Genomic DNA, 14928 nt, shown 5'->3' on the forward strand with positions numbered 1-14928 from the left:
CCCGACCGTGGGCGGCCCGATCGGCCGCCCACGGCGGATCACTCCGCCAGCACCATCACCTCGACCCGCTGCACCAGGTTGTTGGCGAACCCGCCACGGTTCCACGGCTGCTCAACCGGCTGGGTACGCCCGGAGGCGTCGACCGCCCGGGCGCTCAGCACGTGCCGGCCCGGCGTCGGGTGCCACTCGACGTGCCAGCGCCGCCAGGCCCAGGCGCCCCCGGTCGGCTCCTCCAGCGTCGCCGGCACCCAGGTGGTGCCGCCGTCGAAGGTCACCTCCACGGCCGTGACCGGCGCGTGGCCCGACCAGGCCCGACCGTCCACCGTGCACCGCCCCGGCCGCAGCACCCGGGTGCGCGACATGAAGTCCGGAAAGCCCGGCGGGCGGACCAGGGCGCGGGGCTCGATCCGGGTCACCGGCACGCCCGGATCGTCGGCGTCCTGCCGCAGCCGGTACGCCACCGCGTTCTGGTAGCCGTCGAACGGCTCGGTCGACACCTGGATGTTCCGTAGCCACTTGACGTGCGCCATCCCGTACCAGCCGGGCACGATCAACCGCAGCGGCGCGCCGTGCTGCGGCAGCAGGGGAGCACCGTTCATCTCGTACGCGAGCAGCACCTCCTCGCGCAGCGCGTCCGCGACCGGCAGCGCCCGCTGGTAGTCCTGTTCGACGCCGCGCTCCACCCCATGGTCGGCGCCGGTGAAGACCACGTCCACGGCGTCCGCGCTGAGCCCGGCCTCGCGCAGCAGCGGGGCCAGCGGTGTGCCGGTCCACTCGGCGTTGCCCACCGCCTCCACCAGCCAGGGCTGGCTCACCGGGCGTGGGTGCAGCAGCGCCCGGCCGTTGCCGGCGCACTCCAGCGTGACCCGGTGGGTGACCCGGGGCCGCTCCCGCAGCGCGGCCAGAGCCAGGGCGAGCGGGCGCTGCACCGCGCCGTCGACGGTCAGCGTGTGCGCCGCCGGGTCGACGTCCGGAATGTCGTAGTGGATGAGCAGGTAGTGCAGGCCGGCCGGGGTCACGTCGTAGCGGAGCGCCTCCAGCGGAATCCCGTGGTTGCGCGCGGCCAACTGGAGTTCCTCGGCGCTGATCGCCTCGTCCGGCCCGGCCACCCGGGAGGGCAGACTGACATCGTCCACAGTGGTCATCGTGGCTTCCTCCGGGCGGTCAGGGGTGGGTGAGGTGGTCGTGGCCGACGAACTCGAACATCGTCACGCCGGGCTCCAGCGGGCGGGGCGCGCCGGTGAAGCGGTGCACCCCCACCCCCACGCCGTCGGCGGGGCTGCTCACCGCCACCGGGGTGAAGCCCTCCTCGGCGAACCAGTCGCAGATCGCCGGGACCAGGTCCGGCTCGCGGCGGTGCCGGGTCCAGAAGACCGTGCCCCCGGTGGCACAGAGCGCCGCGCAGTGCCGGACCGTGGTCCGGATGTCCGCCTCGGCGATGTTGCCGAACACCCCGCAGACCAGCACCAGGTCCGCCGGGACGAGATCGGCGTACCGGTCGGTGAGTGCCGCGTCCCCGACCACCACCTCGACCCCGCAGAGGCCGGCCTCGGCGGCGGCCTTCCGGGCGACCTCGGCGTTGCGCGGGTCCAACTCGACCAGACGGGCGGTGACGTCGTCGCGCCGGGAGTGGGTGGCGAGCACCGGGATCAGGTCCCGCCCCTGGCCGGCGCAGAGGCTGATCACCCGCAGCGGGCCGGCCGGCGCGTGATCCAGGACCTCGCGGATCCGGTCCCACAGCTCGGTGAGGCGCCGGTGCAGGCCGGAGCCGGGCTGGTCGTAGTCGGCGTGCCAGGCGTACCAGTCCTTCGTCACGCGGCCAGCATAGGCGTCGCGCCCATACCAGATCCGCTTCCCGCCCGGGGGCCGTCCACAGCCGGTCCCGTCGTCCACAGTCCCGACTCCGGCGCCAGCGGGACACCGCTGGTGGCGGCAGGGTGCATGGCGTGCGGACTCTCCTGCGACGGGCCAAGTCGGCCCTCGGCGCCCTGCTGCTCGTGGTCGCGGTGACCGGCCCGGTCATCGCGCCGCCCCGGCCCGTCGCGGCGGTCCACCCGGCGCTCCCGCCTCCGGCGGGTGGGCGAGCGCCGACCGCCGGGGCGGTCCCGGCGGACGGGCCGGCGACCGCTGCCGGTGCGGCGGCCGGAGCACGGTCGCGGTTCGGCTGGCCGCTGTCCGGAACACCCCGACCGGTACGCCGGTTCGACCCGCCACCGCAGCCGTGGCTGCCCGGCCATCGCGGCGTCGACCTCGCCGCCGCGGCGGGCGCCGAGGTCCACGCCGCCGGCGCCGGGGTCGTCCTCTTCGCGGGCATGGTGGCCGGGCGACCGGTGGTGACCGTCGGGCACGCCGACGGCCTGCGGACCACCTACGAGCCGGTGCTCCCCGTGCTGCCCGTCGGCGCCCCGGTCGCGGCCGGCACGCCGGTCGGCACCCTCCTCCCCGGCCACCCAGGCTGCCCGGCCGAGGCGTGCCTGCACTGGGGGCTGCGCCGGGGCGAGGAATACCTGGATCCGCTGGCCCTGCTCGGCCTCGGCCCGGTCCGGCTGCTCCCGCTCGACCCGCCGCCGCCGACGCGGCTCAGCCCAGGGCGAGCAGCGTGGGCAGCCGGACCGCCAGCCGGTCGTATTCGTCGGGGGTGTTGTAGACCTGGCCGCACAGCCGCAGCCAGCCCTGCCCCTTCCAGGACGCCACCTGCACCTCGGCGGCGAGCCGTTCGGCGATCCGGGCGCGCAGCGCCTGCGCGGCGTCCATCGTGGTGGCGAGGCCGGCCGGCAGCGGGATGAGCCGCATGGCGACCGTCGGTCCGCCGGGCTCCGGCAGGTCGGCCGGCGCCACCCCGAGCGCGTCCCCGACCACCCGTTGCCCGTACGCCGCCAGCGCGGCGTTGTGCGCGCGGACCCGGTCCAGGCCGAGGCTGCGCAGGGTGAACAGGCCCACCGGGGCGGCCAGCCAGGGCGTGTAGTCCAGCGTCGCCTGCCACTCGACCCGGGTCGGGAAGCCGCTGTCCTGCTCCCACGACACCACCAGCGGTTGGATCCGCTCCCGCCACGGCTCGGCCACCACCAGCGCGGCGGTGCCCCGCGGCGCGTACGCCCACTTGTGCAGGTTGCCGACCCAGAAGTCGGCGCCGATCGAGGCCACCGTGATCGGCAGCATGCCCGGGGCGTGCGCCCCGTCGACCAGCACCGGCACCCCCTGCTCCCGAGCCACCCCGACGATCGCGGCCGTCGGGAAGAGTCGCGCGGTGGGCGAGGTGAGCTGGTCGACGATCAGCAGCTTGGTCCGGCCCGGGCGCAGCCCCGCCCGGATGATCTCGACTACCTCCTCGTCGGTGGCGGTCAGCGGCACGGGCACGGTGCGGGACACCGCCCCGGTGCGGCGGCACTCCCGCTCCACCGAGAAGGCGACCGCCCCGTACCCGTGGTCGGTGGTCACCACCTCGTCGCCGGGCCGCAGGCCCAGCGACTGGAGCACCACGGCCACGCCGGTGGTGGCGTTGCCGACCAGCGCGGTGCCATCCGGATCGGCCCCCAGGAACGTGGCCAGGTGGCGCCGGGTGTGGGTGATCCGGTCGACGAGGCCCTGGGTGAAGAAGCGGAGCGGGTTGGCCTCCATCTCGTCACGCAGGCGCTGCTGGGCCCGCTGCACCGCGATCGGGACCGCGCCGAACGAGCCGTGGTTGAGGTGGCTGACCGACGGGTCGAGGGAGAAGAGCAGCCGAGCCCCGGGGATCGGCTCGGGCGGCTGCGGGACCGTCATCGACTTCCTTCCGCGGATACCCCTGCCTTCGGGCGGGGGAGGAAACGGAACCCTTGCCGGGCATGGCAGGGGCAGCAGGTCCGCCGCCAAGGCGGATATGCGTCGGCCCACACCCGTTGCAGCAGGCGTTGCGGCACTTGCAGGCGGCGTTCACGAACTTCTTCGCCAAGCGTGCCCGCTACCCCACCTTCAAAAGCAAGAAGAAATCTCGTCGATCGGCGGAGTACACCCGCAGCGCGTTCCGCTACCGCAACGGAACTCTCACCCTGGCGAAGATGACCGAACCCCTGAACATCGTGTGGTCGCGTCCCCTGCCGGAGGGCGTGTCCCCGTCCACGGTGACTGTCTCCCAGGATGCGGCTGGCCGCTGGTTCGTGTCCCTGCTCTGCGCCGACCTGATCCCGCACGCCCCGGCCGTGAACGCCGCCGTCGGGGTTGACGCGGGGCTCGACAGCCTGCTCACCTTCTCCACGGGGGAGAAGATCGTCAACCCCCGGCACGAACACGCTGACCGGGCCCGGCTCGCCCGCGCCCAGCGGGACCTGTCCCGCAAGCAGAAGGGCTCGGCGAACCGGGCCAAGGCCCGGCTCCGGGTGGCGCGGGTGCACGCCCGGATCGCCGACCGGCGGCGGGACCACCTGCACAAGCTGACCACTCGACTCGTGCGTGAGAATCAAACGCTCGTGATCGAGGACCTGGCAGTGCGGAACATGGTCAAGAATCACCGCCTGGCCCGTGCCATCTCGGACGCGGCGTGGCGGCAGTTCCGCACCATGTTGGAGTACAAGGCCGACGGGTACGGCCGTGAGCTGATCACGGTCGACCGCTGGTTTCCGTCCTCCAAGCTGTGCTCGGCCTGCGGGGCGCTGGCCGAGCAGATGCCGCTGGACGTGCGGTCGTGGACGTGCCGATGCGGCACGACCCATGACCGGGACGTGAACGCGGCGCGCAACATCCTGGCCGCCGGGCTGGCGGTGTCTGCCTGTGGAGCTGGTGTAAGACCTCAAAGGGAGTCCTCCCGAACAGGGCGGCCGGCGGTGAAGCAGGAAACCTCTGGGGCGACCCAGGGAATCCCTTCCCTTTAGGGGAGGGAGGATGTCAATCGCTGATCGTAGCCCGACCGTGGATCATCAACTCGCGGTTCTCCCAGGTCGCCCGGCACCCTGCCGACCGGGCGCGTTGCCCGGATCGCCCGCCCGCGAGTCAGGCCCGCGGGTGCGCCTGCCGGTACGCCGCCCGCAGCCGCTCCACCGAGACATGCGTGTAGATCTGGGTGCTGGCCAGCGAGGAGTGGCCGAGCAGTTCCTGCACGGCCCGCAGGTCCGCGCCGCCCTCCAGCAGGTGGGTGGCCGCCGAGTGCCGCAGCCCGTGCGGGGTCGTCCGGGGCAGGCCGGCGGCCTCGGCGTACCCGGCGACGATTCGGCGGGCGGTGGTCGGGTTGAGCCGCCTACCCCGAGCGCCGAGCAGCAGTGCCCTCGCCGAACCGGGACCGGTGAGGGCGGGCCTGCCCCGGCTCAGCCACGCGTCCAGCGCGCGTTGTGCCGGCACCCCGTACGGCACGGCCCGCTCCCGCCCGCCCTTGCCCAGCACGCGTACCACCCGACGGGCGTGGTCGACGTCGGTGACGTCCAGCCCGCACGCCTCGCTGACCCGTACGCCGGTGCCGTAGAGCAGCTCGAGCAGCAGCCGGTCGCGGAGCAGCAGCGCGTCCTCTTCTCCGCCGCCATCCGGGCCGGTGCGCACGGATCCGCCTGCCGCGTACGTCCCGCCCGACACGGCGTCCGCGTCGCTGCCCGGCACGGCGTCCGCATCGCTGGCTGGTGTCCGGTCGACGCCCCGGCGCGGGGCGTCCATCAGGGCGGCGGCCTGGTCGGCCCGCAGGACCGTGGGCAGTTCCCGGTGGGCCCGGGGACTGGCCAGCGGTGCGGCCACGTCGGCGGCGAGCAGGCCGGTCCGGTGCGCCCACGAGCTGAACGTGCGCGCGGAGGCGGCTCGGCGGGCCAGGGACGTCCGGGCCGCGCCCATCGTCCGCTGCTTCGCCAACCAGCTCCGCAGCACGGTCAGGTCCAACTCCGACAGGTCGGCGCAACCCATCCGTACCGCGTGGTCGAGCAGGGAGACCAGGTCGGTCACGTACGCCCGTACGGTGTGCGCGGACCGGTTGCGAACCGTCGCCAGGTGGTCGGCGAAGGCGTCCACCGCCTCACGTAGCTCCGGCGGCAGCGCCTCATGGGCAGCTCGGGTATTGCGTCGCTCGTCGCTCACCGGCGCCCCCGGTCCTGCCGGGTGATCGAGGTCGGCGTGGTGAACCGGGACGATCGACCGGCGTCGTCCGGAGCCGTCCCGCAGCCGGTGCGCACGGTGCTGTCGGCGGACACCGGCCCAGCCTACGGGCACGACCGCGCCCCAGCGGGCCGCCGTTCCGACGCGCGCCGGAAGCCGGCTTGCCGGGTCCGGTGCGTCGAGCGGGGCGGCATGCCGATCCGGGGTGGCTGACCTGGGCCCGGACGGGAGAAACTGGTCGTACGAAGAGGACGGTGGCCGCGCCGGGCGGGCGTTCGGCGGTCAGCTCGGTGCAGCCGCCGGCTGGTGCCGCCAGCGCCGCTGTCCATAAAGCGGCTGTTCCGTCCGCACGGCGGGCGGCCGGGGCGGTGCGGCGTACCGGCACAGCGGCGGCACGCAAGGGTGACTCGCACGTCGGAACGGGGCGTCGACCGGGTAGAGCGACGCCGACGGGAGGAGGAACGAGCGTGGGTGTGGATGCCGTCCTCTACCGGCTGGTACGGGCCGGGCCCGCTCGCCGCCAGCCGTCGTACGTCGCCGTCGCGGTGGTGGCGGACCCCGACGACGTGCTGCTCGACCTGATGAGGCGGGTCCGGGGTGGGGGCCGTACGCCCCTGCTCGACCGTGTCGACCCTCTCGGCGAGCTGGTCGTGAACGCCGAGGCCGTCCCGCAACTGCTCCCCGAGCTGCGCTGTCTGGCCGAGGCGGCCCGGGCACCCGCGGAGGTCGAGCAGATTCGCCAGCTGGTGCTGCTCGCCCGACGCTGCCTGAACGGCCGGGATGTCGAGATCCGGTTCGAGAGCGACTGAACGGACGGCAGCCCCTCCCGATCGACGTCGGCCGGGAGGGCCGCAGTGCGACAGGCTGTGCCCGCCCCGCCGTCGCGTATCGCGTCCGGGTCCCGGCGCTCGCCGCGTCGTCCGGCTCGTCCGGGGCGTCGGGCGCTGGTCATGCCGGCCGGCCCGGGGCGGCGCCCGCGCCCTTGGCGGGGGGCGGCGCGAGGGCGTACCCGTCGTCGCGGCGGACCACCAGGGCCAGCTCCTCCAACATGGACAGCTTGCGCATGGCGGTGCGGAGATCCACCCCGGCGCGGGCCGCGACGCTCTCCAGGCCCAGCGCCTTGCGCCGTGGCAGCGCCTCCAGCACCTGGGTCGCCTCGTCGTCGAGCCGGTCCCGGGGGCGCTCCGGTGCCCGGGTGGGTGGGGCCAGGTCGTCCCCGATCCGGCCCACGTCCTCCAGCACGTGTGCGACGCCGGTGACCAGCCGGGCCTCGGGCTGCTCCCGCAGCAGCTCGTGCGCGCCCACCGACATTGCCGAGGTGACCGGGCCCGGCACCACCATGCCCGGCCGGCCGACCCCGATCGCCCGGTTGAGGGTCTGTGTGGCGCCGCTGCGGGCCGCCGCCTCCACCAGCACCGTCCCGAGCGTGCCGGCCGCGATGACCCGGTTGCGGATGAGGAACCGGGGCCGCAGCGGCTCGGCGCCCGGCAGCCACTCGCTGACCAGCAGGCCCGTCTCCGCGATCCGGTCGAAGAGCGCCGCGTTGCCCATCGGGTACGGGCGGTCCAGCCCGCAGGCCAGCACGGCGACGGTGAGCCCACCCGAGGTCAGCGCGCCCCGGTGCGCGGCGGAGTCGATGCCGAAGGCGCCGCCGGAGACCACCGTCCAGCCCCGGTCGGCCAGCCCGTAGCCGAGTTCGGTGGCGACGTGCGTCCCGTACGGGGTCGCCGCCCGGGCGCCGACGACGGCGACCGACCGGTCGAACGCCTGCCCGAGGGGCCAGGCGCCGCGTACCCAGAAGCAGAGCGGTGGCGCGGTCTCCAGGTCGACCCGGCGTTCGGCCCCCGGCAGCACCAGCCTTCGCAGGTCCGCGACCCGGGCCGGCCACTCGTCGTCGTCAGGGGTGACCACCCGCGCGCCGAGCCGCTCGGTGCGCGCCAGCGCCTGCTCCGCCACCGCCCTGGCGTCGTCGCCGGCCGACCGGGCGGCCACCGCGGACCGGAGCGCCCGGTCCGGAGCCCCGCCGTCGAGGAGCCGGTCCAGCGCGGCGACCGGGCCGAGCTGATCGACCAGCCGGTGCACCGACCAGGTCCCCGGTTCGGTGAGCCAGGTCAATGCCACCCGCGCCAGCAGGCGGTCAGCCACGGCGGTCATGCGCCCTCTCCCGTCCTGAGCTGGATGGCCTCCGCGATGTCGCCGCCGTCGGGGCGGTCGCGCCCGTCGAGGTCGGCGATGCTCCAGGCGAGCCGGATGACCCGATCGAACCCGCGGGCGGAGAGCGAGCCGGAGTCGAGCCGCTTGCGCAGCTCCCGGGTGTCCCGCCCGGGCAGCTGCCACGGTGGCCGGCGCAGGTACGGGCCGGGGATCTCGGCGTTCACCCGACGACCGGTGGACGCCCAACGGTCGGCGGCGGCCCGGCGGGCGTCGGCGACCCGGGCGGCCACCGTCGCGGACGACTCGTGCGGCGTGCCCGCCTCCAGCAGCTCCGCCGCCCGCACGGGCAGCAGCCTGACCTGCACGTCGACCCGGTCCAGCAGGGGCCCGGAGAGCCGGCCCAGGTAGCGCCGCCGGGCCAGGGGAGTGCACTCGCAGTCGACGTCGCCGGACGGCTTCGCGCAGGGGCAGGGGTTGGCGGCCAGCACGAGCTGCATCCGGGCCGGGTATTCCATGGCGCCCCGGGTCCGGGCGACCCGCACCCAGCCGCTCTCCAACGGCTGGCGCAGCGCCTCCAGCGCCCCCTTGCTGAACTCGGGTGCCTCGTCGAGGAAGAGCACGCCGCGGTGAGCCAGCGACACCGCGCCGGGCCGGGCCAGCCCCGACCCGCCGCCGACCAGGGCGGGAACCGTGGCCGTGTGGTGCGGCGCCTGGAACGGGGGCCGGCGCAACAGCCACCCACCGGGCGGCAGGAGCCCGGCGATCGAGTGCAGGGCGGTGACCTCCAGCGCGGCGTCGTCGTCGAGCTCCGGCAGGATCGACGGGAGCCGCTCGGCGAGCATGGTCTTGCCGGCGCCCGGAGGGCCGAGCAGCGCCAGGTGGTGCGCGCCCGCCGCCGCCACCTCCACCGCCCGCCGGCCGAGCCGCTGCCCCGCCACCTCGGCGAGGTCGGGACCCTCCGCGACCGTGGCCGGCGCGTTCGCCGTCGGGGGGAGCAGCGGCGAGCCGTCCCGGACGAAGGCGACCAGCCGGTGCAGGGTGTCGACCGCGCGTACCTGCATGCCGGGGATCACGGCCGCCTCGGCGGCGTTGCCGGCCGGCACCACCACCCGCGCGACACCGGCCCTGGCCGCGGCGGCGACCATCGGCAGCACCCCCCGTACCGGGCGGACCGTGCCGTCCAGGCCGAGTTCGCCGAGGACCACCGTCCGGTCCAGCGGCAGCAGCGGCAGCTCGCCCGAGCCGCCGAGCACCGCCACCGCGATGGCCAGGTCGAACGCGGACCCGTACTTCGGCAGGGTGGCCGGAAGCAGGTTGAGGGTGATCCGCCGGTTCGGCCACTTCTGGCCGGAGTTGACGATGGCCGCGCGTACCCGGTCCCGGGCCTCGTGCAGGGCCGTGTCGGGCAGGCCGGAGATCGTGACGCCCGGCAGCCCGGCTGCCAGGTCGGCCTCCACCTCCACCACGTGCCCGGCCACCCCGACCAGGCCCACGCACAGCACCTTGGCGTAGCTCATGGCTAGAACGCGCCCTTGAGGTGCTCGACGCGGGCCGGGCCGGCGGCGGAGAGCCGGACGGCCAGGACGTCGAAGCGGACCTCCTCGGCGGTGGTGCCGGTCTCGGCCAACCATCGGGCGGCCAGGCCGCGCAGCCGGCGCGCCTTCGCCGGCACGATCGCCTCGGCCGGGCTGCCGAAGTCCTCCGTACGGCGGGTCTTCACCTCACAGAAGGCGAGCACCGCGCCCTCCCAGGCGATGATGTCGATCTCCCCGTCCGGGCAGCGCCAGTTCCGGGCGACCGGGCGCAGCCCCGCCTCGATCAGGTGCCGGACGGCGCACCGCTCCCCGTACGCGCCGACGGCCTGGTTCCGCTTCGTCATGCCCGCCACGGTGCGCGCCCACTTCCCGGGCGGCGGGGTTCCACCGGACCTCCTGTGGACGACGGAGCGCCCTGTGGACGGGCGGACGATCATGCCCTGGCTGTGCTAGCGGGCCGGCCCGGAGCGTGCCGGCATGGCGCGCGCGGAGCCGGTCGCATACCGTGCCGGTCGTGGACGGACGACGGAGCTATTCCGAGGATCAGCAGGGATCGCACTGGGGCGACCGCGGGTACGACGAACCGGACTGGCGTGGCACCGGCGAGGCGCGCTACGGCGACGATGACTTCCGAGCCCCCGAGCAGCGCACCGGCGGCGAGAGCCGGTACGGCGACCCGGGGCGGTTCGGCGCGGCCGACCCGCTGGGCGACGACACCGACAGCTACCGGCGGGCGCGGCGGTCGGACGACCCGGAGATCTCCGGTGAGCTGCCGGGCGAGCGCGTCGGCCGCCGGGCGGCGCGCGAGGTCGGCGACCTGGGTGCGCGCGAGAGCGCCGCTGATCCGCTCGGCGTGGACCGCACCGGCGACGCGCTGCGCCCCGGCCCACTGGGCGGTTACCCGATCGTGGAGCCGACCCGCCCGGCGGACGCAGCCCTCGCCGCCCCGGCGCCGATCACCGCCGGTGACCGGCCGACCCACGGCGCGCCCACGCCGCTGACCGTCGGGGAGCGGCCCGGTGCGCCGGCCGAGGCGGTCGGCGGCCCGGTGCCGCACCCGCTGGACATGCCGACCGGCCCGATGCCGGCGGTCGTGCCCCGGCTGGACGGGCCGCCGCCCGGGGACGGCGTCTACCGGACCCGCCGGCCGGTGCTCGCGGTGCTGCTGACGGTGCTGGTGCTGGTGTTGGAGGTCCCGGCGCTGCGGGTGCTCCTGCGGGGCGTGGTGGGCAACCCGGTCTCCGCCTCGCACGTGGTGGTGGGCACGTTCCTCGTGCTGGGGCTGCCGATCTTCGGCACCGGCCTCTACGGGTTGCGCACCGGCGGGCTGGCGCTCGCCGACGGCAGCCGCGGCTGGCTCCGGCCGCCGACGGCGTATCTGACCGTCGGGCTCGTGCTCTTCGTCGCGGCGGCGCTCGCCGCCCGCTGACCGGACGTACGTCCGCCAGGGCGACCCGGGCGGACGTTCCCGCACCCCGGGACCGGCGGACGGAGAAGGGGCGTACACTGGTCGACTGGCGACCGCCTCGCGCGGTCGACCTCGCGCGCCTTCTCCACGGACACCTCGTGGGGCGACGGCCTCCCTGGTCCCGATCATGATCGGGTCCGCCACGGCCGGCGAACGGGCGCCAGGACGCCCGGCCGCCGGCCGGGCGGGACAACCAGGGATCGCAAGGAGTACCCCATCATGGCCGTCGTGACCATGCGTCAGCTGCTGGAGAGCGGTGTCCACTTCGGGCACCAGACCCGGCGCTGGAACCCGAAGATGAAGCGCTTCATCTTCACCGAGCGCAACGGTATCTACATCATCGACCTGCGCCAGACCCTCGACTACATCGAGAAGGCGTACGACTTCGTGCGCAACACCGTCGCCGAGGGTGGCAGCATCCTCTTCGTCGGCACCAAGAAGCAGGCCCAGGAGGCCATCTCCGAGCAGGCGACCCGGGTCGGCCAGCCGTACGTGAACCACCGCTGGCTCGGCGGCATGCTGACCAACTTCCAGACGGTGTACAAGCGGCTCCAGCGGATGAAGGAGCTGGAGGCCCTGGGTGACCTGAGCGGCACCGCGGCCGGCTACACCAAGAAGGAGACGCTGCAGCTCTCCCGCGAGAAGGACAAGCTGACCCGCACCCTGGGCGGTCTGCGGGACATGCAGAAGCTCCCGGCCGCGGTCTGGGTGGTCGACACCAAGAAGGAGCACATCGCTGTCGACGAGGCCCGTAAGCTGGGCATCCCGGTCATCGCGGTGCTCGACACCAACTGTGACCCGGACGAGGTCGACTTCCCGATCCCGGGTAACGACGACGCCATCCGCTCGGCCGAGCTGCTGACCAAGGTCGTCGCCGCCGCCGTCGCCGACGGTCTGATCGCCCGTTCCGGCCGCCGCCGCGGCACCGACGAGAAGCCCGAGGCGGGCCAGGTCGGCGCCGACGAGCCGCTGGCCGAGTGGGAGCGCGAGCTGCTCGAGGAGCCGAAGAAGGGCGACGAGCAGCCGGCGCCCGCCACCGCGGAGTGATCGCACCGTCGCGTCCCCACCGTCCGAATTTCCGGCCGGTGGGGCGCGACGGGCACGCCGGGCACAACCGGCCCGGATCCGGGTAACCGGGACCCAGACCATCCCACCGCAGTCTCAAGACCCGAAGAGAGAGCCATGTCCAACTTCACCGCCGCGGACGTCAAGAAGCTCCGCGACCTCACCGGCGCCGGCATGATGGACTGCAAGAAGGCCCTGACCGAGGCCGAGGGTGACTTCGACAAGGCCGTCGAGATCCTGCGCGTCAAGGGCGCCAAGGACGTCGGCAAGCGGGCCGGCCGCACCGCCGCCAACGGCCTCGTCGCGCACTCCGGCCAGGCGCTGCTCGAGCTCAACTGCGAGACCGACTTCGTCGCCAAGAACGACGCCTTCATCGCGCTGGCCCAGCAGTTGGTCGAGCACGGTGTGGCCAGCGGCGCGAGCAACGCCGAGGAGCTGCTCGCCAGCACCGTCGACGGCAAGAGCGTCGCCGAACTGGTCCAGGAGCAGTCCGCCAAGATCGGCGAGAAGCTGGTGCTCAGCCGCTTCGCCAAGCTCGACGGCAGCACCGCGGTCTACCTGCACCGCAAGAGCCAGGACCTGCCGCCGGCCGTCGGCGTGCTGGTGCAGTACGCCGGCAAGACCGACGAGGCCGCCGACGCGGACGCCCGCGGCGTGGCCATGCAGATCGCCGCCATGCGGCCGAAGTACCTCACCCGCGACGAGGTGCCGGCCGAGGTCGTCGAGTCGGAGCGGCGCATCGCCGAGCAGACCGCCCGCGAGGAGAACAAGCCCGAGGCGGCGCTGCCGAAGATCGTCGAGGGTCGGGTCAACGCCTTCTTCAAGGACTTCGTCCTGCTGGAGCAGTCGTCGGTCGCCGACAACAAGAAGACGGTCAAGCAGGTGCTGGCCGAGGCCGGCATCGAGGTGACCGGCTTCCTGCGGTTCGAGGTCGGACAGGCCTGAGCCGCCGCTCCGGGCGTATGACGCGCCCGGGGGGAGGGAAACGTCGACGAGGAGGCCGCCGGTGTACGTGACAGGCACCGCGGCCTCCTCGTCACATAGGGTCGGCAACGGCAGGTTCGGCGTACGCGGCGCACCCGGGGTGCGCAACGGAAGGGGCGGGGCGGATGACGCAGGTTGTGAGTGACCGGAGCCTGGCGGCGGATGATCCGACCGCCCCACCGCCCGGCCGGGCCCGCCGGGTGGTGCTGAAGCTCTCCGGTGAGGTCTTCGGCGGCGGCGCGATCGGCGTCGACCCGGACGTCGTGCAGGGCATCGCCCGGCAGATCGCCACCGTGGTCCGTCGCCGTGTGCAGGTTTCCGTGGTGGTCGGCGGCGGCAACTTCTTCCGCGGCGCCGAGCTGCAGAAGCGCGGCATGGACCGGGCCCGGGCCGACTACATGGGCATGCTCGGCACGGTGATGAACTGCCTGGCCCTCCAGGACTTCCTGGAGAAGGAGGGCATCGAGACCCGGGTGCAGAGCGCGATCACCATGGCACAGGTCGCCGAGCCGTACATCCCGCTGCGGGCGATCCGGCACCTCGAGAAGGGCCGCGTGGTCATTTTCGGCGCCGGTGCCGGCATGCCCTACTTCTCCACCGACACCGTCGCCGCCCAGCGGGCGTTGGAGATCCGCGCCGACGTGGTGCTGATGAGCAAGAACGGCGTGGACGCGGTGTACACCGCGGACCCCCGGGTCGACCCGACGGCGAGCAAGCTCGACTCGATCACCTTCTCCGAGGTGCTGCGCCGCAACCTGCGGGTGGCCGACGCCGCGGCGTTCAGCCTCTGCATGGAGAACGGCCTGCCGATGCTGGTCTTCGGCGCCCAGGGCGACGACACGATCGTCCGTGCCGTCGGCGGTGAGAAGATCGGCACCCTGATCACCGCCTGAGCGGCCCGCCGAGCCGGCAGCGGTCCTCCGCGACACCACAGCAGCAGCACAGCCCACGACGAGCAACAGAAGGAGGCGAGGAGACCGGTGATCGACGACACCCTCCTCGAGGCCGAGGAGAAGATGGAGCGTGCCATCGAGCACGCCAAGGAGGAGTTCGGCGGCATCCGCACCGGTCGCGCCAACGCCGCCATGTTCTCCCGGATCGTCATCGACTACTACGGCAGCCCCACGCCGCTGCCCCAGATGGCGTCCATCGCGGTTCCCGAGCCGCGCATGGTGATCATCAAGCCGTACGACAACTCGCAGCTGGGCGCCATGGAGAAGGCGATCCGCGACTCCGACCTCGGGGTGAATCCGAACAACGAGGGCAACCAGCTCCGCATTCTGCTTCCGCAGATGACCGAGGAGCGCCGTCGCGAAATGATCAAGGTCGCCCGGCACAAGGGCGAGGAGGCCAAGGTGGCCGTCCGCAACATCCGCCGCAAGGGCAAGGAAGAGCTGGACCGCCTGGTCAAGGACGGCGAGGTCGGCGAGGACGACGGCCGGCGCGCGGAGAAGGAGCTGGACGACCTGACCCAGCGTTTCGTCGCCACCGTCGACGAGCTGGTCAAGCACAAGGAGAACGAGCTGCTCGAGGTCTGAGCTCTCGTCCACGCGTCACGGCACCGGTGTGCCGCCATCCGCTCCGGGTAGCGGACCCGGTGCCGTCGTCGTGGTGGGCCATCGTCCGCCGTGCCGGGTTCCCCGGTGCAGTAGGCTCGGCACGATTCCCGACCACCAC

At 74.0% G+C, this 14928-nt stretch carries 13 protein-coding genes and 3 pseudogenes; 8 read left to right on the forward strand and 8 right to left on the reverse strand.

Translation table 11 applies throughout. The annotated features are described in order from the left end of the window. Window positions 1-38 precede the first annotated feature (38 nt). On the reverse strand, window positions 39-1145 hold the full coding sequence (locus ACNAVT_RS04590) for a sulfite oxidase (protein WP_416293103.1): 1107 nt from the start codon (window positions 1143-1145) through the stop codon (window positions 39-41). 19 nt (window positions 1146-1164) lie between these two features. Further along, the gene (locus ACNAVT_RS04595) at window positions 1165-1815 is read right to left on the reverse strand and encodes a class I SAM-dependent methyltransferase (protein WP_416293105.1); all 651 of its coding nucleotides are present in this window, start codon (window positions 1813-1815) and stop codon (window positions 1165-1167) included. Window positions 1816-1937: 122 nt separating this feature from the next. Between ACNAVT_RS04595 and ACNAVT_RS04600 the strand changes: the two are divergent. After that, a pseudogene (locus ACNAVT_RS04600) lies at window positions 1938-2561 on the forward strand (peptidoglycan DD-metalloendopeptidase family protein); the annotation flags it as partial. 19 nt (window positions 2562-2580) lie between these two features. Here the strand turns inward: ACNAVT_RS04600 and ACNAVT_RS04605 are convergent. Further along, a complete protein-coding gene (locus ACNAVT_RS04605; protein WP_416293107.1) occupies window positions 2581-3762 on the reverse strand; it encodes an aminotransferase class V-fold PLP-dependent enzyme in 1182 nt (393 codons plus the stop codon). Window positions 3763-3824: 62 nt separating this feature from the next. Between ACNAVT_RS04605 and ACNAVT_RS04610 the strand changes: the two genes are divergently transcribed. Next, entirely contained in the window at window positions 3825-4847 is a 1023-nt protein-coding gene (locus ACNAVT_RS04610) for an RNA-guided endonuclease InsQ/TnpB family protein (protein ID WP_416293109.1), read from the forward strand. A 118-nt stretch (window positions 4848-4965) separates the two neighbouring features. On the opposite strand, the pseudogene ACNAVT_RS04615 reads toward ACNAVT_RS04610, so the two are convergent. Together ACNAVT_RS04615 and ACNAVT_RS04620 are read right to left on the reverse strand one after the other, a co-directional pair. Beyond that, window positions 4966-5466: pseudogene (locus tag ACNAVT_RS04615) on the reverse strand (tyrosine-type recombinase/integrase); the annotation flags it as partial. Window positions 5467-5597: 131 nt separating this feature from the next. Then, window positions 5598-6027: pseudogene (locus ACNAVT_RS04620) on the reverse strand (site-specific integrase); the annotation flags it as partial. Window positions 6028-6512: 485 nt separating this feature from the next. On the opposite strand from ACNAVT_RS04620, the gene ACNAVT_RS04625 reads away from it, so the two are divergent. Further along, window positions 6513-6854 (forward strand): hypothetical protein, encoded by a 342-nt coding sequence (locus ACNAVT_RS04625; protein WP_416293110.1) that lies wholly within the window; start codon window positions 6513-6515, stop codon window positions 6852-6854. A gap of 139 nt (window positions 6855-6993) precedes the next feature. Here ACNAVT_RS04625 and ACNAVT_RS04630 read toward each other — a convergent pair whose 3' ends face one another. The 3 genes from ACNAVT_RS04630 to ACNAVT_RS04640 are packed head-to-tail and all read right to left on the reverse strand — an operon-like array spanning window position 6994 to window position 10078. Continuing rightward, entirely contained in the window at window positions 6994-8199 is a 1206-nt protein-coding gene (locus ACNAVT_RS04630; protein ID WP_416293111.1) for a DNA-processing protein DprA, read from the reverse strand. Continuing rightward, a complete protein-coding gene (locus tag ACNAVT_RS04635; RefSeq protein ID WP_416293113.1) occupies window positions 8196-9716 on the reverse strand; it encodes a YifB family Mg chelatase-like AAA ATPase in 1521 nt (506 codons plus the stop codon). Before ACNAVT_RS04635 ends, ACNAVT_RS04630 begins: the two co-directional genes overlap by 4 nt. Before the next feature lie 2 nt (window positions 9717-9718). Then, window positions 9719-10078, reverse strand: a complete 360-nt coding sequence (locus tag ACNAVT_RS04640; protein ID WP_416293114.1) for a YraN family protein — start codon at window positions 10076-10078, stop codon at window positions 9719-9721. A gap of 161 nt (window positions 10079-10239) precedes the next feature. On the opposite strand from ACNAVT_RS04640, the gene ACNAVT_RS04645 reads away from it, so the two are divergent. From ACNAVT_RS04645 to frr, 5 genes are all read left to right on the forward strand, one after another. Continuing rightward, a complete protein-coding gene (locus ACNAVT_RS04645) occupies window positions 10240-11163 on the forward strand; it encodes a hypothetical protein (RefSeq protein ID WP_416293116.1) in 924 nt (307 codons plus the stop codon). A 258-nt stretch (window positions 11164-11421) separates the two neighbouring features. After that, window positions 11422-12249, forward strand: a complete 828-nt coding sequence (rpsB, locus tag ACNAVT_RS04650) for a 30S ribosomal protein S2 (protein ID WP_416293117.1) — start codon at window positions 11422-11424, stop codon at window positions 12247-12249. Between the two features lie 135 nt (window positions 12250-12384). Beyond that, window positions 12385-13212, forward strand: a complete 828-nt coding sequence (gene tsf / locus ACNAVT_RS04655) for a translation elongation factor Ts (protein WP_416293118.1) — start codon at window positions 12385-12387, stop codon at window positions 13210-13212. 164 nt (window positions 13213-13376) lie between these two features. After that, window positions 13377-14144: a UMP kinase gene (gene pyrH, locus ACNAVT_RS04660; protein WP_416293120.1), complete on the forward strand. Its 768-nt coding sequence runs from the start codon at window positions 13377-13379 to the stop codon at window positions 14142-14144. Between the two features lie 87 nt (window positions 14145-14231). Further along, window positions 14232-14789, forward strand: a complete 558-nt coding sequence (frr, locus tag ACNAVT_RS04665; RefSeq protein WP_416293122.1) for a ribosome recycling factor — start codon at window positions 14232-14234, stop codon at window positions 14787-14789. Window positions 14790-14928 lie beyond the last annotated feature (139 nt).

The organism is Micromonospora sp. SL4-19 (assembly GCF_047921475.1).
GTDB lineage: Bacteria > Actinomycetota > Actinomycetes > Mycobacteriales > Micromonosporaceae > Micromonospora.